This is a genomic window from Aeromonas sp. s7(2024) (assembly GCF_040907825.1).
Taxonomy (GTDB): domain Bacteria; phylum Pseudomonadota; class Gammaproteobacteria; order Enterobacterales; family Aeromonadaceae; genus Aeromonas; species Aeromonas veronii.
The window spans coordinates 1-20,458 of record NZ_JBFOCM010000012.1; the positions used below are offsets into that span (position 1 = coordinate 1).

A 20,458-nucleotide genomic window follows, 5' to 3' on the forward strand; every position below is an offset into this window, starting at 1 on the left:
CAGCCTCTCGACTTGCCGCTGCGAGAGGACTTGCCGGGTCGCTTTTTTACGATGGAGACGCCGTAGTCATTCTTCAGTACATCGACGACGGCCTCAAAGAACTGAGCCTTCTGACTCATCAGCGCCAGCTGTTGCTCGAGTTCCTTGATGCGCTGCTCGGGCGTCTGGTTGTCGGGGTCAGGCATGGTGATGCTCCTGGCGGCACGCACAGAAGCCCCCTGGCTCCAATCTTGCCGACCATGTTTACGCAACCATACCAGAACGGTGGAGCGGCCTTGAATGCCATAACGCACCTGAGCCTGTTTGTAGGTGAGCTCGCCTTTTTCAATCTGCTCGACCAGTGCCAGTTTAAAAGTCAGCGAGTAATCGCGCTGTGTCCGTTTCACACCTTGTCCCATCGGGTTCTCCATTTATTGGGAGGAAAGGTGTAAACCATATTCAGGACGGGACAGGAAGTGAATAAAAAGGCGCGTGAAGCGCCTTTTTTGTTGCATAACTGGTCGGAGTAAGATAAAGCCCCCAACTGGCTGTTTTCTGATAGAATACTCCCCCTGTGTGAGTCTCGGATGGGCTCACGGTCCGGTCTCCCGGGCCCAGTTTGCCGTCTTGTGCTAAGGCGGGTGTAGCAATAGGTTAATCATGAGTTTTGCCGATAGTTTGTTCTTTTTAATGCTGCTGGTTGGCGGCAGTGTGTTCTTCTCCCTCTCCGAGATCTCTCTCGCCGCGTCTCGCAAAATCAAATTGCAGGTGATGGCGGATGAAGGTAATCGCCAGGCCGAAAAGGTGCTGGCCCTGCAGGCCCAGCCGGGCAACTTTTTCACCGTGGTGCAGATTGGCCTCAATACCGTCGCCATTCTGGGCGGTATCCTGGGTGAGTCTGCCCTCAACCCCGCCATCAAGGGAATTGTCTCCCAGTTCTACCAGGGCCCCTGGCTTGGCGAGATCAGCTCCGGTGCCTCCTTCGTGTTCGTCACCGGCATGTTTATCCTGATCGCCGATCTGATGCCCAAGCGTCTGGCCATGACCATGCCCGAGCAGATTGCCGTGGTGGTGGTGCGCCCCATGCTCTTCTTCGTCACCGTGTTGATGCCGCTGGTGTGGGTCTTCAACGGATTGGCGAACTCCCTGTTCCGTCTGATGCGCGTCTCCACCGTGCGCAACGACGAGATCACCTCCGATGATATCTATGCGGTGATGGATGCCGGTGCCGAGGCGGGGGTTATCCAGCGTGAGGAGCATCAGCTCATCGAGAACGTGTTCGAGTTGCAGTCCCTTGGTGTCACCTCCGCCATGACGGCCCGCGAGAGCCTGATCTATTTCACCCTGCAAGAGAGTGAAGAGAGCATCAAGGCAAAGATCGCCGAACATCCCCACAACAAGTTTCTGGTCTGTGACCACAACCTCGACAGCATCAAGGGCTTTGTCGATGCCAAAGAGCTGCTGATCCGCGTTATCGGCGGCCAGAGCATCGACCTTATCGGTGGCAATCTGGTGCAGAACGTCATCATCATCCCCGATACCCTGAACCTCTATGAGGCGATGGAGTACTTCAAGAATCATCGTGGCGACTTTGCCGTGGTGATGAACGAGTACGCGCTGGTGGTGGGGATCGTCACCATGAACGACTTGATGAGCACCGTCATGGGCGAGTGGGCGACCCACGTGGTGGAAGAGCAGATCGTCCAGCGCGACGAGAACTCCTGGCTGGTGGACGGGGTCACCCCCATCTCCGACGTGATGCGCGCCTTCGATATCGAAGAGTTCCCCGAGAACCAGAACTACGAGACCATCGCCGGCTTTATCATGTATATGCTGCGCAAGATCCCCAAGCGCACTGACTCGGTCAAATACGCCGGTTACAAGTTCGAAGTGGTCGATATCGACAGTTACAAGATTGATCAGCTGCTGGTTACCCGGGTCGAACCGGCTGTGGCCGAGAAGCCAGCTCAGGAATCGTAAAAGGAGCGACATAAGAGTCATGAAGATGCAGTCTCATTCCCGTGCGCTGGCCTGTGTCGCGCTTGCCCTGGCACTGGGTGCCTGTAGCCAGAGTGCGCCGCGCAAAGCCACAGTGGCTGCCAAGCCGGTAACCCCCAAGCCTGCCGTGGTCGTGCCGCAGCCGGATCCCGATGCGGTGGTACAAAGTGGCATGGCCGAGCCGAGCCCGGTCTTTGACGAGCAGTATCACGGCCCGGATCAGGGGTCGCTGGAGTCGGTGACCGCTCTGTTTGCCCGTGGCTACATCGAGTCCGCCATGCGCGAGACCATGCTGGCGGCGGTGCACAACGACTATCCGCTGCTCGGCATGCGGGATGTGCGGTTGACCGATCCGGTCTCCAAATTCCTCACCTCCGAGCATGCGGCCACCACGGCCCATGACTACCTCTATGCGGGTGTGCAGCGTCGCCTCGGGCGTCCGCTCAGCCCTGCCCAGTGGGAGCAGATCTGGCGCGGTTTGCCGCAGCAGGGTCGGGTCTCCGACTGGGTCAAGCAGATCAAGCGAGTGCTGGCCGGGCGTTAAGTTACCAGCGGATCAAAATAGTGATGAGGCCACCTTCGGGTGGCCTCTTGCATTTCTGCGTTTGCCTCGCCGTTTGCACGCTGATTTCTGCTGATACTGATTGCCGCCTGTGGCACTTTGTTTTATCTTGTTTTGGCCATCCAAACATCCATATGTTTTTATGGCTGCAAGGTTAAATGGCTTCCCAGGATGAAGCGGGACTATCTGCAGCGATTCGATGTGAAACCGCAGATCAACAAAACAAACAGATAAATACGCAAATAAACAACGCATAAAACAAAGAGACACGACAGATGGAAACCAGGGAATTGTGGGTGCTGGATGGGGGCATGGGGCGCGAGTTGGCAAGGCGGGGGGCACCGTTTCGTCAGCCAGAATGGTCAGCGCTGGCCTTGATGGAGGCGCCAGAGACGGTGCGTGATGTGCATCAGGCCTATGTGGCGAGCGGGGCCAGGGTCATTACTACCAACAGCTATGCACTGGTGCCGTTTCATATCGGCGATGAGCGTTTCTTTGCCGACGGGGAGGGGTTGGCGGCGCTGGCTGGTCAGCTGGCCCGTGAGGTGGCTGACGAGCAGAAGGGCGCCGTGCAGGTGGCGGGTTCTCTGCCACCGCTGTTTGGCTCCTACCGTGCCGACCTGTTCAAGGCGAACCGGGTGAGCGAGCTGGCGATGCCGCTTATCCGGGCGCTATCTCCCCATGTGGATATCTGGCTGGCCGAGACCATGAGCCTGATTGCCGAACCACTGGCCCTGAAAGCGCTATTGCCTGATGACGGCAAGCCGTTCTGGGTCTCCTTCACGCTGGAAGATGAGGCGCCGGGCAACGAGCCGCGACTACGTTCCGGTGAGCAGGTGGCTGTTGCGGTGACCACGTTAGTGGCGGCCGGGGTCGATGCCATCCTGTTCAACTGCTGTCAGCCCGAGGTGATCGAGGGGGCCCTCGAGGTTGCCCGCACCCGATTGCAGGCGCTGGGCCGCGCAGACATTCGCCTCGGTGCTTACGCCAACGCCTTCCCGCCGCAACCCAAAGAGGCCACCGCCAACGATGGGCTGGACGAGATCCGCGCCGATCTGGGGCCGCTGGATTATCTCGGCTGGGCCGAGCGCTGGCGCGCGGCCGGGGCGAATTTGATCGGCGGTTGCTGCGGTATCGGTCCCGAGCATATTCAGGCGCTGAGCAGCCGGTTGCGCTAAGGAGCATCCATGAAAGAGAGCAAGATTGGGCTCTGGTCACTCACCGCGCTGGTGTTCAGCTCCATGGTGGGGGCGGGGATTTTCAGCCTGCCCCAGAACATGGCCGAGGTGGCAGGCGCCCGCGCCGTGCTGATCGGCTGGGGCGTGACGGGTGTGGGCATCCTGGCGCTCGCCATGAGTTTTCTCTATCTGTCGCGGTTAAGGCCGGATCTCGACGGCGGTATCTACAGCTACGCCCGCGCCGGTTTTGGCGATCTGGTGGGCTTCTTCTCCGCCTGGGGATACTGGCTCTGTGCCACCATCGGCGTGGTGGGTTATCTGGTGATCGCCTTTGCGGCGCTGGGCAGTTTTGTCGATACCCCGGAACTGGTCTGGTTTGGTGACGGCAACACTCTGGCTGCGTTTGTCGGTGAGTCCTGCATCCTCTGGGCGGTGCATCTGCTGGTGGCCCGCGGCGTGCAGCAGGCGGCGCTGTTCAATCTGGTGGCGACCCTGGCCAAGAGCCTGCCGCTGCTGCTGTTTATCCTGTTTGCCTGCTACTGGTTCGATCCGGTCACTTTCGCGGCGGATCAGCAGGGCAGCACCCTGGCGGTACCGGTCTCCGAGCAGGTGCGCAATACCATGCTCATCACTCTCTGGGTCTTCACCGGTATCGAGGGGGCAGCGGTGCTGTCGGCCCGCGCCAGAAACCGGCGGGATGTGGGCATGGCCACTGTGCTTGGCGTGGTATTGGCGTTGCTGCTCTATGTGCTTATCTCGGTGCTGGCGCTGGGGATATTGAGTCGGCCCGAGCTAGCGGCCCTGCCCAACCCCTCCATGGCAGGGTTGATGGCCCAGATGACCGGCTCCTGGGGCAAGCTGCTCATCAGCGTCGGCCTTATCGTCTCAGTGCTCGCCTCCTACGTGAGCTGGACCCTCTTTTCGGCCGAGGTACCGTTCAGCGCGGCCCGCCACGGCGCGTTTCCTGCTATCTTCCGGCGCCAGAACCGCAACGGGACGCCTATCGCATCGCTCTGGCTCACCAGCTTGACGGTGCAGACTTGCCTGCTGCTGGTGTGGCTGCTCGGCAAGGGCTACACCAGCCTGCTGCTTATCTCTACCTCGATGATTTTGGTGCCCTACCTGCTGATCGGCCTGTTCTTGCTCAAGCTTTCGTTCAGCAAGAAGGGGGATCGCGGGCAGGGCCGAGGCCTGATGCGGGCGGTGGCACTGGTGTCGAGCGGTTACGGCTTCTGGCTGCTCTATGCCGCCGGGGTGGAGTATCTGCTGCTGTCGTTGTTGCTCTACGGGCCGGGTCTGCTGCTGTTTCTCTACAGCCGTCGTCAGCTAGGCGCAGATCTTTGCCTGAGTGGTCGCGAGCGGCTGTTGGCCGGTGTGACCTTGCTGAGCCTGATCCCCGCCGTCTGGTCGTTCGCCCATCTCTGACATCGAAGATGTGACTGAGCATAAAAGAGAGCGCCGCCGTGGCGCTCTCTTGTTATCAGGGACTGGTTATCAGGGGCTTGCTATCCGGGAGTTGCTATTCGGGGCGAAGGCTCAGCGGCTGGCAGGTCCGGCCGGTTTGCCAAACAGCACCGCGAGTTTTTGTCGCCAGGGTAGGCCACGGGCGTCATGCAGCATGTCGCGCCACTCGTGGAAGGTGAGGGTGAGGGGGTTGAAGCTGTGGATCGGCTTGGTGATGCCGAAGCGGCATGGCTCGGCCGGATCTTCTTCGACAAAGGTGCCGAACAGCCGATCCCAGATGATCAGCACCCCGGCGAAGTTGCGGTCTATGTACTTGGCGTTGCTGGCGTGGTGCACCCTGTGGTGGGAGGGGGTGTTGAAGATCCACTCCAGCCAGCCGAGCTTGCCCACCACCTGGGTGTGGACGAAAAACTGAAAACCCAGGCTCAGCAGCACGGTGGCGACCACCGCCTCGGGCGGGAAGCCGATGACAATCATCGGGATCCAGAACAGCCACATGCCGGAGATGGGATACATCAGGCTCTGGCGAAAGGCGGTGGAGAGATTGAGTCGCTCCGAGCTGTGGTGCACCACGTGGGAGGCCCACAGCCAGCGCGCATGGTGGCTGGTGAAGTGGAACAGCCAATAGCAGAGATCCTGCAGCAGGAACAGCAGTAGCACACTCCAGAGATTAAGCTCGATATCGAACAGTCGCCAGCCCCAGAGGGTGTCATACAGATAAGCAATGGCAATGGCCGCCAGCGCATCGCCCCCTTGGTGCATCAGGGCCAGGGCGGCGTTGGCGAACAGATCCCGCCACTGGTAGGTGGCAGTGGGAAAGGCCGCGCCATGTTTGCGCAGGTAGAGCATCTCCCAGCCGATAAAGGCCAGAAAAACCGGGGAGAGGTAGAGCAGAAGCAGTTGCACATCCATATGCGGCCATCCATTCAGAGCAATTGCTCTCCAGCATAAAGGATGGTTTTAATATTTCATTAACATTTTTCAGCCAACGAAGAGATGGCATGAAATATGGCTCGGCAGCAGAGGAAGGCGCGGCGGATGGCTATGCTTGATGCAGGCTTTTTCAGGAGGTGCTGGCTTATGCGCGTCTGGTGTTGCTTGTTACTGGGGTTGTGCATGATGGCGCACGCCAAGACCCGAGTCGAGATCCTGGCGGATGCCGCTTATCCCCCCTACTCCTGGCAGGAGGGGGAGGAGGTCAGGGGGATCTATGCCGACATCATCCGAGAGGTAACCTCTGCCATGCCTGACTATGAGGTGGTGCTCAAGCCGATGCCGTGGCGGCGCGGTCTGAGCATGGTGGAACAGGGGACCGCCTTCGCCATTTTTCCACCCTACTACATGCCCGATACCCGCCCTTATATGTGGCCCTACTCCCAGCCGATGCTGGATGAGGAGCTGGTGGTGATGTGCGGCGCCAGTGTGGCAGCCAATACCCCGCAGTCCAGGTTTCCGCTCGACTATCACGGTTTGCGCTTTGGCATGAACGCCGGCTTTGCCGTTGGCGGCGATGCCTTCTGGCAGGCGGTGAAGGAGAAGCAGATCGACGTGGAGGAGGTGAAAAGCAATCGGGAGAACCTGCTCAAGATTGTCCGCGGCCGGGTCGATTGCACCATCAATGATCGCCTCTCCCTGCTCTATGAGTTGCTCAACATGATAAAGGCCGATCAGCTGGCGGTGGCCGATATGTCCCTGCTCAAACAGGGGCCGGTGCTCAGCAAGGAGCAGGGGTTTCTCGGCTATAGCCGCAAGGGGGAGTACCCCTACAAACAGGCCTTTATCGACCAGTTTGACAAGGAGCTCTATCAGCTCAAAAAACGTGACGGAGTGAAAGTGATCGTGGAGCGCTATCTGGGAAAGTCCCCGCGCTGAGCCGATGAGATGGGCACTCGGGTTCAGCTGGGTTGAGTCTGCTCAGCGTGACACACAAGAAGAGGGACCTTGCGGTCCCTCTTCGTTTATCCAGCAGAGCATTTTGGCTACAGCACCTGACTCAGGAACTGGCGCAGACGTGGGGAGGGGGGATTGTCGAAGAAGTCTGCAGGTTTTTCATCCACCAGCAGTTCGCCACTCTCCATAAAGAGCACCCGATCCGCCACCTCGCGGGCAAAGCCCATCTCGTGGGTCACCACCACCATGGTCATTCCTTCGCGGGCCAGCCCCTTCATCACATCGAGCACTTCCCCCACCATCTCAGGATCGAGCGCACTGGTGGGCTCGTCAAACAGCATGATGCGTGGCTGCATGGCGAGTGCCCGGGCGATGGCCACCCGCTGTTGCTGACCGCCGGAGAGTTGGGACGGGTAGCTGGCGGCTTTCACCGACAGCCCCACTTTCAGCAGCAGCGCCTTGGCTCTGTCTTCGGCCTCACGGCGCGACAGGCCACGCACCTTCTGCGGGGCGAGGCAGATGTTGTCCAGCACAGTCAGGTGGGGAAAGAGGTTGAAGGACTGGAACACCATACCCACCTCTTCCCGCAGCTTGTTGACATCGCCCGGCTCGGTCAGGCAGATGCCGTCGACCACGATGTTGCCGTCGTTGATGGTCTCCAGCTGGTTGAGGGTGCGCAGGAAGGTGGACTTGCCCGAGCCGCTGGGGCCGACGATCACCACCACTTCCCCTTCGGCGACCTGGGTGCTGACATTTTTCAAGGCGTGCACTTCGCTGCCGTAGAACTTCTCTACGCCGGTCGCTTTGATGATGGGATCAGTTGCTGCGCGCATATTTCACCTCCAGAAAACGAACCGGGAAGGCGAAGGGGGTGCCGGTGATGGCTGCACTTCTCGATGCCTGTAGCACCTTGATGATGGGATCAGTTGCTGCGTGCATATTTCACCTCGAGACGGCGTACCAGGAAAGAGAGGGTGCCGGTCAGCACCAGATAGAGCAGGGCCACGGTAAACCACACTTCGAACGGGCTGAAGGTGGAGCTCACCACCTCGCGCCCCGCCTTGGTCAGATCGGTGATGGAGATGACCGAGACCAGCGAGGAGTCCTTGATCAGGTTGATGAACTGGCCCGCCAGCGGTGGCAGTACCCGCTTGAAAGCCTGCGGCAGAATGACATAGCGCATGGTCTGGGCCGAGGTCATACCCAGGCTGCGGCCCGCCTCCATCTGCCCCTTGTGGATGGAGCTGATACCGGCGCGGACGATCTCCGCCACATAGGCACCGGTAAAGACGGCCAGTGCCGCGACCCCGGCAGTGAAGCGATCGAGGTTCAGCACGGTGCCGATAAAGAAGTAGACGATAAAGATCTGCACCAGCAGCGGCGTGCCGCGGATGAGCTCAACGTAGGTGACCGCCAGATTGCGCAGGGCCGGATTGGGGGAGAGACGCGCCAGCCCGGCCAGGGTGCCGAGCAGGATGGCGAAGATGCCTGCTACCAGCGAGAGCTTGACGGTGACCCAGACGCCCCAGACGATGGGGCCTGCGGTCCAGCTCAGTTGGGTGTCGAGGGTATCGCCACGAAAAACGGTATCCCCTTCGGCGACTTGTACGCCGGTGCTGGCGATGGCTTGCCGCACATTGGGGTCGAGATCGTCTTGCAGGAACAGCTTGCCCTTCTCGGCCTCGCTGGTGCCCGCCATCACGGTGCCGTCAAATTCGGCGACATTCTTCTGCTCCGCCTGATAGGCGATGTATTGGGGAATGCGTTCCCAGCGCCAGGTGTAATCCACTGACTGGACAGCCTTGTAGATGCCGAATACGGCAACCAGCAGCATCAGCAGGAAAACCCCATGCCAGAGCAGCTGATTGGGCTGTTTTTCCATCTGTCTTGTCGGTTTGGGTGTGTGCACAGTCACAACCTCTTCTCGTTATTGTGTGGGGAGCTGCGTGGTGCAGGGGCGGCATGTGCCGCCCCCCGGAGGTTATTTGAGCTGATTCAGCCAGGCGTTGGATTCGAACCACTTCTTGTAGAGACGGTCGTAGCTGCCATCGCCCTTGATCTGGCGCAGGTAGTTGTTGAACCAGTTGAGGGTGTCCTGATCCCCTTTGCGGATGGCCCAGGCCAGCGGCTCGAAGGTGAACGGCTTGTCGAGGTGTACTACGGCGCCCTGATTCTGGGAGGCAAAAATAGCGTTGTAGGGCAGGTCATAGACGAACGCATCGACCTTGCCGTTGATCACTTCCAGCTTGGCGTCATCCTGGGTTTCAAACTGCAGCAGGGTAGCTTTGGGGATCAGGCGCTTGACTGCCTGCTCGCCGGTGGTACCGAGCTTGACCGCGATCTTGTATTTCGGGTCGTTGAGGTCGGTGAAGGATTTGATTTCGCCCGCCTTCTCTTTGCGCAGGACTATGGTCTGGCCGACCACGATGTAGGGATCGGCGAAGTTGACCCGCAGGTTGCGCTGGGGAGTGACGGTCATGCCGCCCATGATGACGTCGAACTTGTTGGTCAGCAGCGCCGGAATGATGCCATCCCAGGCGGTGTTGACGAACTCGACCTTCACGCCCATCTCTTTGGCGACCATCTTGGCGAGATCCACGTCAAAGCCGATGTATTGGCCCTGCTTGTTGGTCATCTCGAAGGGTTGATAGCCGGCATCGAAACCGACTCGCAGCACGCCGCGTTCGAGCACGGCATCCAGGGTGGAGGTAGGGGCTGGGGTCGGGGCCGCCGTGGCGATCCCGCAAAACAGCAGGGTAGAAAGAATCAGTTTTTTGATCATAAGTGACGTCTCTGTCGGTGGTGTGTTCGGCCTTGAACCTGATCCCGTGCGACTCCGTGGCACAAGAGACTGCTGCATCCGGCAACAGGCAAGACAGGATGAATGTCTTGAGCGGGACAAAAGCCCCATATGAGATGCTATGAATAGTGGTTGAGTGAAAAATGTACCAAAAACAGATTGTGTCAGAAGACTCAACAGGTTAGAGACATTTATTGCTCATGGCTTCATTCATAAAATCACACGAAAACAACATATCTATCTAATTGAGTGGGTTCAAGCCCAAATTATCCCCAAGACATTTTGTTACATAGAGAGGGGCTCGTATGTGGCTTGAGTCTGGTTGGGCTTATCTTTTTTGCATATCTCAAACCTGCTATAGCGGAATGGTGTGAGTTATCTGGTGGTGTGAAAAACAGACGAACAATATGTTTTTATTGTGAAAACAGTCAGGGTCTCTGGGTCTTGGCAAACGGTTCTCATATACTCACTTACCTCCCTCTGCCTGGTTTTGATATGGATGTCTCGTTGTTGCTGAAGCTGGATGTATTTACCCTGATGGTGATGGCATTGGGGGGATATAGCCTCGGGTTTATCACGCTCTCCATTATCTGGTCGACCCACCGGGAGATCCCGGGCATCGGGTTATGGTGGTGGTCCAGTCTCTGTGCGCTGGTGGCCCAGATACTTTTCTCGTTACAGGCATTTTTCCCCAGCCCCTCCGGCATCTGGCTGGCCAATACCCTGATCACGCTCTGCATTGTGTTGATGCCGCCGGCGCTGCAGCGCTTTTTCGGACAGCCCCCGAACTGGCGTGCCGGGGGGCTCTTCATGCTGGTCTATCTGCTGCTTCTGAGCTGGTGCATTGTGGAGGGGGGGATGGCATCCCGGGTGTTGCTGGCTTGCCTGAGTTACATGGTGCTGGGTGCTGTGATCGTCTATCTGGTCTGGCGCCACGGTTACCCCCACTATCTGCCGGCGGTGATGGTCTTTACCCTGGTCAACGTGCTGCTCTACGCCTTCTACTTGATGCGGCTCTGGTTCCTCTGGCGGGACAACGTACAGATGCTGATGGATAAGAGCGGGGTCAATGTGCTGCCCTTCCTCTCCATGCTGATGGGGAGCTATCTTTCCACCTTCGGGGTGCTGCTGCTCTGTACCCAGTACCGTGCGCTGGCGCTGCGCCAGCAGGCTAGCCACGACCCTCTTACCGGTCTGCTCAACCGGCGTGGCTTTATGGAGCAGCTGAAGCAGCAAAAGTGGGGTGACAGTGGCGCGCTGGCGGTGCTCGACATCGATGATTTCAAGCAGATCAATGACCAGCATGGCCATGAGGTGGGTGATCGGGTGCTGGCCGAGCTCGGTGCCTATCTGGGTAGTCAGCCCGATCTGGTGTGCAGTCGTTTCGGTGGCGAGGAGTTTGTGCTGCTCTTCTCGCAGCCCGGCGTGCTGGCCCTGCAGCGCTGCGAGGGATTGCTGGAGGAGGTCGCGAACCGCAACATGGGCGGCCTCTCCATCACGGTCAGCATGGGACTCTCCCACTGGCAAGGGGAGTGGCACTTTGACCCTCTGTTCACTCAGGCCGACCATGCGCTCTACAGCGCCAAGCGGCAAGGCAAGAACCGGGTCTGTCAGGCTGGTCGGGAGGTGTAACTCCCGTTCAGTCCGGTATTACGTTATCTCGGCAGGCTGGGGGCGCGGTGCCTGCGCCTTGAGGAAGGGGAGCAGCAGCAGGGCCGAGACGCCTGCCGCCACCGAGATCACCACGAAGAAGCCGTTCCAGTGCCAGATCTCCATCACCTTGGCCAGCGGATAGCCTGACAGCGCCGCCCCCATGTAGGCAAACAGGCCGACAAAGCCGGTGGCCGCTCCCGCCGAGTTTTTGTGAGAGCACTCCGCTGCCGCCATGCCGATCAGCATCTGGGGGCCGAACACGAAAAAGCCGATGGTAAAGAAGCAGGCCGCCTGCATCACATAGCTGAAGAAGGGCATCAGCCAGAGCGATCCTACCGCCAGCAGGATCCCAACCGCAAAGATGAGGTTCATTGGGCCACGGTTGCCGTTGAACAGCTTGTCCGATCCCCAGCCCGCCACCAGCGCACCGATAAAGCCCCCCACCTCGAACATGGAGATGGCCGAGTTGGCGCTCATCAGATTGAAGCCGCGCTGCTCGGTCATGTAGAGATTGCCCCAGTCATTGATGGCGGTGCGTACCACATAGACCAACACGTAGCAGCAGGCGAGCAGCCAGATATAGGGGTTGCCCAGCACATATTTGCGCAGGATCTGGCGATGGGAGAGCCCCGCATCCTGGGTCTGCTGGGCCAGCTCCATGGCATCCTTGCGCCACTCGCCCACTGTCGGCAATCCCATGGCACTCGGGGTATCCCGCAGCCGCCAGCAAAGGAACAATCCCGCGATGATGGCGATAAGGCCGGGCACTATCATGCCGTAGCGCCAGCCATGCTGCAGGGCGATGGTGCTGACGATAAGAGGGATGAGCGCGCCGCCGACGTTGTGGGCGGTGTTCCAGGCCGACCACCAGACGCCGCGCTCGGTGCGCGAATACCAGCTGGTAAGCAGCTTGGAGCAGGGGGGCCAGCCCCAGCCCTGGAAGAAGGCGTTGGCGACCCAGAGGGCGGCAAACATCCAGAGTGCCGACGAGAGGCCGAACAGGATATTGATAACGCCGGTGGCCATCAGTCCGACACCCATGAAGTAGCGCGGGTTGGCGCGGTCACTGATGATGCCGGAGAAGAACTTGGAGCAGCCGTAGGTGATGTAGAACAGGGTCCACAGCATGCCGATATCGGACTTGTCCAGCATGCCGCTCGCCAGCATGTCCGGCATGGCGAAGTTGAAGCTCTTGCGAGTGAAGTAGAAGACCGCGTAGCCCAGATACATGGTCAGCAGCAGGTGCAGCCGCCAGTGGCGATAGGTGGTGTCGATCTCGGCCTGATCCCGGATAAGGGGCCGGGGCGGCGCACTTCTCATAAAACTCAGCACAGGCAGGCCCTCTGGTGGTGATTAGCCATGACTCTCCTCCCGTCTGCGACTGGGCAGGTTGACCGTCAGCTGGGTGCCGTGGATGCAGGAGAGTTGCAGACTGCCCCCGAGCGCCTGTACCCGTTCGCGAATGCCGAGCAGGCCATAGCCCTGTTGCGGGCGGCTTTCCGGCAAACCGCGGCCATCATCTTCCAGCACCAGTTGCAACTGATCGCCGCTGGCCCGGGCGCGAATGGTGACCGAGTGGGCGTTGGCATGTTTGACCACATTGTTGAGCCCCTCCTGACAGACCCGAAACAGGGTGACCCGCTGGGCATCGGAGAGATCCCCATCCGCCAGCTGCCACTCCAGACGGGTGACGATGCCGTGACGCTCCAGCTCCAGCTCTCTGAGCAGTGCCCGTACCGCCTGTTCAAGAGTCATGTCGTCGAGCTGGCGCGGGCGCAGCCGCCCGAGCAGGCCGCGCACCGCGTCGTAGATCCCGAGCGACAGTGTGTCGATGAGGGCGCTGCTCTGGCCTACCCCAGCGTTGTCGGGGGCGAGGCGGCGCACGATCCCTGCCTGGGTTCGAATGGCTGTGATGGTCTGGCCGATATCGTCGTGCAGCTCGCGCGCCACCTCCTTGCGGATGCTCTCCTCGGTCTCCAGCAGCCGCTCGGTGAGTTGGCGATTATGGGCGAGCTGGCGGGTCAGCGCCTGATTGAGTTCGCGCTGGCGCTGGATCCCGGCGCCGAGCAGCAGGCCGGTGAGGCTCTGGGCCAGCAGGGAGAGCAGCAGATCCAGCGGGTGATCGTGCCAGGCCTGACTGGCCAGCAGGGCGATGGTGTTCATCAGGGTGGCGAGCAGCGCCCCTTGCCAGCCGTAGCGCCACGCCATGGCGATGATGGGGATGGCCAGACAAAACGGGGTAAAGCGCACCAGCGAGTTGGGCAATCCCAGTTGCAGCCAGAGGCTCAATACGAACAGCAACAGATACCAGACCAGATGGCGAAAGCGCCACTCCACCGGTTGATCCACCAGCGCAGGCCCCAGCGGCACCCAGGTGGCGCGGGTGAGGTAGTGCCAGATCAGCATGCAGGTGGAGGTCAGGGTCAGACCGCCGGTCAGGCTGAGCAGCAGGGCCGAGAGGCCATCTTCCCCGGCCAGATGCCAGAGCAGGGCTTGCAGCAGCGCCGCCGCCGTGACGGTGGCGAGCAGCAGCAACAGTTGCTGCCAGTCGTTGCGCACCTGTTGGCGACGGGCAATCAGCAGCGGTAGCAGGGTCAGCAGACTGCCCGCGACCAGCCAAGGCCAGTGGGGCAGCCCCACCTCCAGATTGAGCCAGTAGAGCAGCAACCCTTCGCACAGCAACAGCGGTGGCCAGTAGTGGCCGGGACTTTGCAGCAGCAGGCCGAGGCGCAGGCCGAAGGGGAACAGCAGCACCGCCAGCGCCGGGCCGCCCGCCAGATGCAGGCTGATGCTCCAGAGGCAAAACCAGCCAGCGGCAAAGATGAAGCAGGCCGCCAGCGCGATGGCGACATAGCTGGCAAAACGGGAGATCACCAGCTATCCAGCATGCGGTGGGCCAGCTCGACGTTGTTGCTGACCTTGAGCTTGTCCATCAGGTTGGCGCGATGGACGTGGACGGTTTTGGGGGAGAGGCCAAGCTGCTCGGCGATGGCCTTCACCTCCAGCCCCTGTGCCAGTAACTGGGCAATCTCCCGCTCCCGATTGGTAAGGGGATCCCGGCTGCTGCTGGCCAGTTTCTGGGCGATGTCCGGCGTAAGATAACACCCCCCCTGGGCGGCGGTACGCACGGCGGCGATCAGCTCGTCCGGACTGCAGCGCTTGGAGAGAAACCCCTTGGCGCCGGTTTGCAAGGCCTGCTCGATGAGGGCGGGGCTGTCGTGCACCGAGAGCATCACCACCGCGAGGCCGGAGGGGAGCTGCTTGAGCAGATCCAGTCCCGACTGGTCGGGCATCGAGATGTCGCAGACACAGACCCGCGCCCCGCTGCCGGGCAGACCGGCAAGGGCGTCGCTGGCGGAGCCGAATTCGGCGACCACCTGCAGATCGGGCTCCAGATTGAGCAGTTGGGCAAAACCGGATCGGACGATCTGGTGATCGTCGATGAGGGCAATTTTTATCATGATGTCAGCCTGAAATTCGGTGCGTCATGACCATGACGCGGCCAACAAGATACCTGCCCCCCGAGTCAGGCTCAAGCAGCAGCAGGAAAAGGGGCTAAAAACCGGGGGGCAAGGTGCGCAAAGCTTGATCGGGATCAGCTGGCAAGGGCGAGCAAGCGGGCTGATCAACAGGGGGATGACCAGCCCGGGGGACTCAGCGGTGCAGCTCGCCGGCGCGTTCGGGCTGATAGACCACTTCCAGAATTTCTACCTCGATGGTGCGACCGGCCGGGCCCGGCCAGGCGATGCTGTCGCCCACTTTCAGGCCGAGCAGGGCGCTACCCACCGGCGCCAGTACCGAGATGTTGCTCTCGTCGCCCTTGGCATCGCGCGGGTAGACCAGGGTGAGGCAGAACTCGTTGCCGCTGCTCTGCATCTTGAAGCGCACCTTGCTGTTCATGGTGACCACGTCCGGCGGCATGTCGGCCGGTTCGCGGATCTCGGCGCGGTCCAGCTCCTCTTGCAGGGCCAGATGCTGCGGGTGGTTGCCGAGCAGTTGTTCGATACGGTCCAGGTCAAGGCTGGAGATAACCAGATGAGGTTGTTTCATAAGATATTCCTTATCAATAGCGGATAGGCCCATACCGGCGGGTGCAGGTTGGCCATCACGCAAAGTGTTACAAAAATGGATTCAACAGGTTCAATCGATTGAAAATGCCATGCCCCCAAGCGACTCGCGGCCGAAGGAGCGAGGCGGGGGCTCAGCAGGGTGTGAGCAAATGCGAGGAAATAGCGAGTATTTTCATGAGGCTACCATAACCATTCTGGCTGGCCTTGGCAACCGCGATTGAGTGACTACTCAGGAGCCTGATAGTTGTACTGACGGATGATCCGCGTGAGCGAGCCATCACGGCGCATCTCGTCTATCACGGCTTGCCAGCGACGCCCTTCGGTGAAGGGGAACTCTTTGTGAGCGGCAATAAATAACTGGGTGCGCATCAGGGTTTCACCACGAACAAGTTGCCCAGTAGAAAATCCTTCTTGCTGTTGGTTGTAGAGAATAGCGTTCCAGGCTGCTACCCATGCATCGATACGCCCTCGTTGTAGTTTGTGCGCATTGAGTTCTTCGGTGGCGACAGTTTGACTGGTCAGATTGAGTCTTTGTTTGAGTAAATGTTGGCCGAAAGAGTGGCGCAGAGTACCGACCTTGAGGGTGGACAGCTCACCGGCTTTGATTGGAACAGGATGAAAGCGGCGATCGCTGACGATAACAAATTCCTCGTCGATTATTGGTGCTACCCAATAAAAGAGGTGCTCTCGTCGAGAGCTCCGCACTGGCGGGATCAGCAGTACATCCTTGCGGTGGGTCACTTCGATGAGGGCTCGGGCCAGCGGCATCAACTCGATAGTGAGCGGTTCTTTTAAGCGCCGGGCGGCCTCTTCCATGACCTCGATGGCCATGCCGCTTGGAGCCCCCTGCTGGGAACGTATGACATAGGGGGGCAGCTCGGCCGCCACCAGCATTATAGCCTGGGCACCGGTGTTCACCAGCAACAACAGCAGGGTCAAAAAAGGCAGGCAGAGAGTGCGCATCAAGGTCGTGAGTCAGAGTCGAATGAGCAGAGTGTAACATTCCTGCCTGCGTTGTCGTTGGGCTCGCTGAGGGGTTGGGATCTCAGTCGAAGAAATCGCGCAGATCGCGCACTTCGTAATCAGCGAGTTGCTGCCAGGGAAGCTGAGCAGGCAGCTTGCGCAAGGTCACCTCCATCCGGTAGCTGCGATAGCCGTCGAGACTGGCCGATTCGACCACAAGCGGGAGCTGCCACTGACTCGACCAGAGAATGCGGGTTCGTTGCTGCCCTTCGCGCTTCTCATACCAGCGGGCCTGCTCGGGGGCGGCCTCATCCAGCGGGGTCATCCCCTCGATCAGCGCCGGGTTGACGAGATGGCGGATCCGTGGCCAGTCGGGTTTGAAGGCCACCTGGCCATACTCTTCCACCGGCACCTCAACCAGCTGGTTGTGCCAGCTGTCGGCATAACGCAGTTGCAACTCACCTTCATCATTGCGACTGACCCAGCGGGCTGCCATCTGGTGGGTAAAGTGCTTGTGGCCGGGCGTGGCATCGTGAGTGGCGTGATAGGCACGGGCAAGGGGGAGGGGAATGAGCCGCTGGCTCCACACCTGATTGCCCACCCGCAGCCACTTCTCTTGCCAGACACTCTCTCTGGCGATGCCATCGCTGCCGGTGTTCCGGTCGTGATAGCTGATCCGGGCGGCGAGATCCGGGGGCGTGTCGTCAGCATGCAGGGGAAAGGCGAGGGTGCTGCCAAGCAGCCATAACGAAAGCAAAAGTCGCATCATCATCTGTCGCTCGAAAGAGCCGGGGCCCGGGCCGCTGAGTCAATTGCTCAGATGCACCTGGGCCCCTGCTGCTTACAGGCCGAGCGCCTCCCGCAGTTTGCCAAACACCTTGGTGTTATCCAGTGTGCCTTTGAAGCGGTTGCTGCCGGCGCCATCGGCAAACAGCATCACATCGCCGCCGCCGTGGGTTTCCGATGTCAGTTTGACGCCGGTCTCCTGCAGATAGTCATTAGCCATCACCTGATCGCTGGTGAGGACGGGACGCACATCGGGGCGGTTGGGGCCGTTACCGAACACCAAGGTGGTGAAGGGCTTGCCATCCACGTCGTTCTGGGTCGAGCCGTCGCCATTTTTCACCAGATCCAGCACCGGATTGCCCTTGGCGGAGTAGCCGTTAATGGTCATGGTGTGGTCATGGTCGGCGGTGACCACGATCAGGGTATTGTTGAGATCCACTTTACCCAGCGCCGTCTTGACCGCCTCATCCAGTGCCACCGCGTCGGTGAGCGAGCGCTTGGCATTGGTGCCGTGCAGGGCGTGATCGATCCGGCCGCCTTCTACCATCAGGAAATAACCCTGACTGTTCTTGCTCAGCAGGTCGATCGCCTTGGCGGTCATTTCGGAGAGAGACGGCTGGGTATTGGCAGCCCCTTTGGCGACCCGATCCAGCTCATAGTCGAGGTGGGATTTGCTGCTGAACAGACCGAGCACCTTGCCACTGGTGACCTTGGCCAGTTCACTTTGGGTGGTGACATAGCTGTATCCCTGCGCCTTCATCTCGGCGGTCAGGTCGCGGTTGTCATTGCGACCGCCCTTGTTGCTGGCGCTGTAGGGGGTCCAGTGGTTGGCACCACCGCCCATCAGCACATCGACCCCATCCCCAAGCGCCTGGTTGAAACCAGTTCCTCCCGGAACAGCTTGTGCAGCGATGTCATAAGCTGCATCCCGATGGCAGATGTGGGCGTAGGTAGCCGCCGGGGTCGCGTGGGTCAGCTCGGTGGTGGTGACGGCTCCGACCGATTTGCCTGCCGCCTTGGCTAGCTCCAGGATGGTGGGCACCGGCTTGCCGTTATCGCTGCTGCAATTGTTGACGGTTTTGTTGCCATTGACGTCTTTGCCGGGGGCGACGGCTTTGGTGTCGCTGCTCATGGCGATCACCTCGTTGTTCATCTTGACCCCGGTGGTGTAGGCCGCCATGGAGGGGGCCGAGTCGGTGGTCTGGGCATCGTTGGAGAAGGTCTTGATGCGGGCACTGCGCGGCAGTTTCATCATCTCCAGATTGCCCTCTTCCCCCACCTTGAACAGGCGGGTGGCGGTGAGCACGGTGGGGCCCATGCCATCACCGATAAAGAGAATGACGTTTTTGGCATCACCGGCCTGTGCCTGGGAGGTTGCGCCCAGCGCACTGAACAGGGCGGCGCAGACCAGCGTGTGCTTGATGGATGTGTTCATCTGTTTGCTCATGAAAGTGCTCCTTACAGCTTGGCCGCAGCCTTGATCTTGCCGAACACGGCGGTGTTATCGAGTGAGCCATGGAAGCTGTCAGCCCCCTTGCCGATGGCGCCGAGGAAGACATCTGTGCCGCCGTGGGTCTCGTTGCCGATCTCGCCCACCTTGACCACCACTTCCTGGTGGTAGTCATTGGCGGAGACGGTGGCATCGTCGAGCGGGGCGACGCTGCTGCGCGGGCCATCTACCCGGTTGTAGCCGTTGCCAAAACCTATGATGGTGTAGGGCATGCCCTCGCTATCCTTGCTTGGCTCGCCAGTCTCGTAGTTCTTCACTAGCCCGAGTACGCCGGGATTGTCGGCGGTGGTCTTGCCGGTGCGCTTGGCATAGCCGTTGAGCACGAGCGTATGGTCGTGGTCGGCGGTGACCACGATCAGGGTGTTTTTCAGCTCGGGGTCGCTCTTTTTCACCTCGTCGATGGCGGCCTTGATGGCGTTGTCGAAGGCGATGGTGTCCTGCAGCGCCCGCTTGGCGTTGGTGTCGTGCAGGGCGTGGTCGATGCGGCCCCCTTCCACCATCAGGAAGTAACCCTTCTCCTTGCCCTTGAGCTGCTTGATGGCGGCCAGGGTCATCTGGGCCAGTGACGGCTCGCTGGCGGGGCGGTCCAGGTCATATTTCATGTGGCTGGAACCAAACAGACCCAGCAGCGGTTTGCCCGCATCGGCCTTGTTCAGCTCATCCAGATTGCTGGCAAACTGGTAGCCCTTGGCCTGCATTTCGCTGATGAGGTTGCGGCCATCCTCCCGCTTGCCCTTGTCAGCTTTGGGCAGGAAGAAGCTGCTGCCGCCACCGAGCACCACATCCAGCCCCTCCTTGAGGGCGCTGTTGTAGCCTTTGCCGCCCGGCACCAGCTGGACGGCGATATCTGCCTCCAGATCCCGGTTGCAGATATGGGCATAGGTAGCCGCCGGGGTGGCGTGGGTCACCCGGGTACTGGTTACCACACCGGTACCGCGGCCATCGGCTTTGGCCAGCTCCAGCAGGGTGGTCACCGGCTTGCCGGCGCTCTTGCTGCAGTCGCTCTCATAGGTGGCGTCGCCGTCCATGCTGATGACGCCGTTGTTGCTCTTGACCCCGGTCATGTAGGCCGCCATGGAGGGGGCCGAGTCAGTGACCTGGGCATCGTGGGAGAAGGTCTTGATAAAGGCCGTCTCTGGCAGGGTATCGATGGTGAGATCACCCTCTTCGCCGACACCGTAGATGCGGGCCGCCGTCAGGGTGTTGAGGCCCATGCCGTCACCGAGGAAGAAGATGACGTTGGTGGGTTGGGCTACGGGCTTGGTCGCCACCGTGTCATTGTCTGATTTGCAGCCGGCAGCCAGGGCGGCGCCGATCATCACTGCAAGTCCTGCCATTTTTCTCATTGGGGTTCGCTCCTTGTAAAACCTGAGCGCAGCCTAGAGGGGGCAGATGACACTTTTACTGACTATCGGTGACGGTTGTGTGAAAAAGTGATGAAAATGTTACACTATATCAATGTGTTATCTATCAATTGAGCCAGTTGGTCCGGTCGCTTCCGGCAAGGTTGCTCCGCCTCGGCGGTTTGCTGATTTGATGAGGTGATGGTTAGAATGACCTGTCAAAAGAGGCCCGCAGCAGGTAAAATGCGCCCCCTTCGTTCGA

General features: G+C 60.1%; 19 protein-coding genes and 1 pseudogene. 6 read left to right on the forward strand and 14 right to left on the reverse strand.

From position 1 onward, the window contains the following. Positions 1 to 398: pseudogene (locus AB5Y73_RS03405) on the reverse strand (IS3 family transposase); the annotation flags it as partial. Between the two features lie 241 nt (positions 399 to 639). Here AB5Y73_RS03405 and AB5Y73_RS03410 point away from each other — a divergent pair. From AB5Y73_RS03410 to AB5Y73_RS03425, 4 genes are all read left to right on the forward strand, one after another. Then, positions 640 to 1,959 carry a hemolysin family protein gene (locus tag AB5Y73_RS03410; protein ID WP_005334094.1) on the forward strand — a complete coding sequence of 440 codons (1,320 nt, stop codon included), beginning with the start codon at positions 640 to 642 and terminating at the stop codon, positions 1,957 to 1,959. A gap of 19 nt (positions 1,960 to 1,978) precedes the next feature. Beyond that, a complete protein-coding gene (locus AB5Y73_RS03415; protein ID WP_041202118.1) occupies positions 1,979 to 2,521 on the forward strand; it encodes a hypothetical protein in 543 nt (180 codons plus the stop codon). Between the two features lie 293 nt (positions 2,522 to 2,814). Continuing rightward, positions 2,815 to 3,717 carry a homocysteine S-methyltransferase family protein gene (locus tag AB5Y73_RS03420; RefSeq protein ID WP_107685198.1) on the forward strand — a complete coding sequence of 301 codons (903 nt, stop codon included), beginning with the start codon at positions 2,815 to 2,817 and terminating at the stop codon, positions 3,715 to 3,717. Between the two features lie 9 nt (positions 3,718 to 3,726). Further along, entirely contained in the window at positions 3,727 to 5,142 is a 1,416-nt protein-coding gene (locus tag AB5Y73_RS03425; RefSeq protein ID WP_107685197.1) for a basic amino acid/polyamine antiporter, read from the forward strand. A gap of 111 nt (positions 5,143 to 5,253) precedes the next feature. Here AB5Y73_RS03425 and AB5Y73_RS03430 read toward each other — a convergent pair whose 3' ends face one another. After that, a complete protein-coding gene (locus AB5Y73_RS03430; protein WP_181497194.1) occupies positions 5,254 to 6,093 on the reverse strand; it encodes a sterol desaturase family protein in 840 nt (279 codons plus the stop codon). Positions 6,094 to 6,261: 168 nt separating this feature from the next. On the opposite strand from AB5Y73_RS03430, the gene AB5Y73_RS03435 reads away from it, so the two are divergent. Continuing rightward, entirely contained in the window at positions 6,262 to 7,053 is a 792-nt protein-coding gene (locus AB5Y73_RS03435) for an ABC transporter substrate-binding protein (RefSeq protein ID WP_064336772.1), read from the forward strand. 107 nt (positions 7,054 to 7,160) lie between these two features. On the opposite strand, the gene AB5Y73_RS03440 is transcribed toward AB5Y73_RS03435, so the two are convergent. The 4 genes from AB5Y73_RS03440 to AB5Y73_RS03455 form a co-directional block, all read right to left on the reverse strand. Further along, the gene (locus AB5Y73_RS03440) at positions 7,161 to 7,904 is read right to left on the reverse strand and encodes an amino acid ABC transporter ATP-binding protein (RefSeq protein WP_005350722.1); all 744 of its coding nucleotides are present in this window, start codon (positions 7,902 to 7,904) and stop codon (positions 7,161 to 7,163) included. Next, positions 7,888 to 8,010 carry a hypothetical protein gene (locus AB5Y73_RS03445; RefSeq protein ID WP_265781723.1) on the reverse strand — a complete coding sequence of 41 codons (123 nt, stop codon included), beginning with the start codon at positions 8,008 to 8,010 and terminating at the stop codon, positions 7,888 to 7,890. Before AB5Y73_RS03445 ends, AB5Y73_RS03440 begins: the two co-directional genes overlap by 17 nt. Then, entirely contained in the window at positions 7,994 to 8,953 is a 960-nt protein-coding gene (locus AB5Y73_RS03450) for an amino acid ABC transporter permease (RefSeq protein WP_107685195.1), read from the reverse strand. The genes AB5Y73_RS03445 and AB5Y73_RS03450 overlap by 17 nt, the downstream gene beginning before the upstream one ends. A gap of 99 nt (positions 8,954 to 9,052) precedes the next feature. Next, positions 9,053 to 9,853, reverse strand: coding sequence for a transporter substrate-binding domain-containing protein (locus AB5Y73_RS03455; RefSeq protein ID WP_005334079.1), 801 nt, complete (start codon positions 9,851 to 9,853; stop codon positions 9,053 to 9,055). Positions 9,854 to 10,366: 513 nt separating this feature from the next. Between AB5Y73_RS03455 and AB5Y73_RS03460 the strand changes: the two genes are divergently transcribed. Further along, complete coding sequence (locus AB5Y73_RS03460) at positions 10,367 to 11,503, forward strand: GGDEF domain-containing protein (protein WP_107685194.1); 1,137 nt, start codon at positions 10,367 to 10,369, stop codon at positions 11,501 to 11,503. 18 nt (positions 11,504 to 11,521) lie between these two features. On the opposite strand, the gene AB5Y73_RS03465 is transcribed toward AB5Y73_RS03460, so the two are convergent. The 8 genes from AB5Y73_RS03465 to AB5Y73_RS03500 all read right to left on the reverse strand — a co-directional run bounded on the left by AB5Y73_RS03465 (position 11,522) and on the right by AB5Y73_RS03500 (position 20,199). Continuing rightward, entirely contained in the window at positions 11,522 to 12,856 is a 1,335-nt protein-coding gene (locus tag AB5Y73_RS03465; RefSeq protein WP_107685193.1) for an MFS transporter, read from the reverse strand. A 21-nt stretch (positions 12,857 to 12,877) separates the two neighbouring features. Further along, complete coding sequence (gene uhpB / locus AB5Y73_RS03470; RefSeq protein WP_107685192.1) at positions 12,878 to 14,398, reverse strand: signal transduction histidine-protein kinase/phosphatase UhpB; 1,521 nt, start codon at positions 14,396 to 14,398, stop codon at positions 12,878 to 12,880. After that, a complete protein-coding gene (gene uhpA / locus AB5Y73_RS03475; protein ID WP_005334071.1) occupies positions 14,395 to 14,985 on the reverse strand; it encodes a transcriptional regulator UhpA in 591 nt (196 codons plus the stop codon). Before uhpA ends, uhpB begins: the two co-directional genes overlap by 4 nt. Before the next feature lie 193 nt (positions 14,986 to 15,178). Next, complete coding sequence (gene rnk / locus AB5Y73_RS03480) at positions 15,179 to 15,574, reverse strand: nucleoside diphosphate kinase regulator (protein ID WP_005334070.1); 396 nt, start codon at positions 15,572 to 15,574, stop codon at positions 15,179 to 15,181. A gap of 245 nt (positions 15,575 to 15,819) precedes the next feature. Beyond that, a complete protein-coding gene (locus AB5Y73_RS03485; protein ID WP_107685191.1) occupies positions 15,820 to 16,557 on the reverse strand; it encodes an ABC transporter substrate-binding protein in 738 nt (245 codons plus the stop codon). Between the two features lie 82 nt (positions 16,558 to 16,639). Continuing rightward, on the reverse strand, positions 16,640 to 17,326 hold the full coding sequence (locus AB5Y73_RS03490) for a hypothetical protein (protein ID WP_279499648.1): 687 nt from the start codon (positions 17,324 to 17,326) through the stop codon (positions 16,640 to 16,642). Between the two features lie 72 nt (positions 17,327 to 17,398). After that, positions 17,399 to 18,790, reverse strand: coding sequence for an alkaline phosphatase (locus tag AB5Y73_RS03495; protein WP_103250647.1), 1,392 nt, complete (start codon positions 18,788 to 18,790; stop codon positions 17,399 to 17,401). A gap of 11 nt (positions 18,791 to 18,801) precedes the next feature. Further along, positions 18,802 to 20,199 carry an alkaline phosphatase gene (locus tag AB5Y73_RS03500; RefSeq protein ID WP_118853624.1) on the reverse strand — a complete coding sequence of 466 codons (1,398 nt, stop codon included), beginning with the start codon at positions 20,197 to 20,199 and terminating at the stop codon, positions 18,802 to 18,804. Positions 20,200 to 20,458 lie beyond the last annotated feature (259 nt).

Excerpts from the sequence above, each read along its gene's own strand:
- rnk (WP_005334070.1), bottom strand. The coding sequence starts at position 15,574 with ATGAAACAACCTCATCTGGTTATCTCCAGCCTTGACCTGGACCGTATC.
- AB5Y73_RS03450 (WP_107685195.1), bottom strand. The coding sequence starts at position 8,953 with ATGGAAAAACAGCCCAATCAGCTGCTCTGGCATGGGGTTTTCCTGCTG.
- AB5Y73_RS03430 (WP_181497194.1), bottom strand. The coding sequence starts at position 6,093 with ATGGATGTGCAACTGCTTCTGCTCTACCTCTCCCCGGTTTTTCTGGCC.
- AB5Y73_RS03410 (WP_005334094.1), top strand. The coding sequence starts at position 640 with ATGAGTTTTGCCGATAGTTTGTTCTTTTTAATGCTGCTGGTTGGCGGC.
- AB5Y73_RS03415 (WP_041202118.1), top strand. The coding sequence starts at position 1,979 with ATGAAGATGCAGTCTCATTCCCGTGCGCTGGCCTGTGTCGCGCTTGCC.
- uhpA (WP_005334071.1), bottom strand. The coding sequence starts at position 14,985 with ATGATAAAAATTGCCCTCATCGACGATCACCAGATCGTCCGATCCGGT.
- AB5Y73_RS03420 (WP_107685198.1), top strand. The coding sequence starts at position 2,815 with ATGGAAACCAGGGAATTGTGGGTGCTGGATGGGGGCATGGGGCGCGAG.
- AB5Y73_RS03425 (WP_107685197.1), top strand. The coding sequence starts at position 3,727 with ATGAAAGAGAGCAAGATTGGGCTCTGGTCACTCACCGCGCTGGTGTTC.
- AB5Y73_RS03435 (WP_064336772.1), top strand. The coding sequence starts at position 6,262 with ATGCGCGTCTGGTGTTGCTTGTTACTGGGGTTGTGCATGATGGCGCAC.
- AB5Y73_RS03490 (WP_279499648.1), bottom strand. The coding sequence starts at position 17,326 with ATGATGCGACTTTTGCTTTCGTTATGGCTGCTTGGCAGCACCCTCGCC.
- AB5Y73_RS03440 (WP_005350722.1), bottom strand. The coding sequence starts at position 7,904 with ATGCGCGCAGCAACTGATCCCATCATCAAAGCGACCGGCGTAGAGAAG.
- AB5Y73_RS03455 (WP_005334079.1), bottom strand. The coding sequence starts at position 9,853 with ATGATCAAAAAACTGATTCTTTCTACCCTGCTGTTTTGCGGGATCGCC.
- AB5Y73_RS03445 (WP_265781723.1), bottom strand. The coding sequence starts at position 8,010 with ATGCACGCAGCAACTGATCCCATCATCAAGGTGCTACAGGCATCGAGA.
- AB5Y73_RS03460 (WP_107685194.1), top strand. The coding sequence starts at position 10,367 with ATGGATGTCTCGTTGTTGCTGAAGCTGGATGTATTTACCCTGATGGTG.
- AB5Y73_RS03500 (WP_118853624.1), bottom strand. The coding sequence starts at position 20,199 with ATGAGAAAAATGGCAGGACTTGCAGTGATGATCGGCGCCGCCCTGGCT.
- AB5Y73_RS03495 (WP_103250647.1), bottom strand. The coding sequence starts at position 18,790 with ATGAGCAAACAGATGAACACATCCATCAAGCACACGCTGGTCTGCGCC.
- AB5Y73_RS03485 (WP_107685191.1), bottom strand. The coding sequence starts at position 16,557 with ATGCGCACTCTCTGCCTGCCTTTTTTGACCCTGCTGTTGTTGCTGGTG.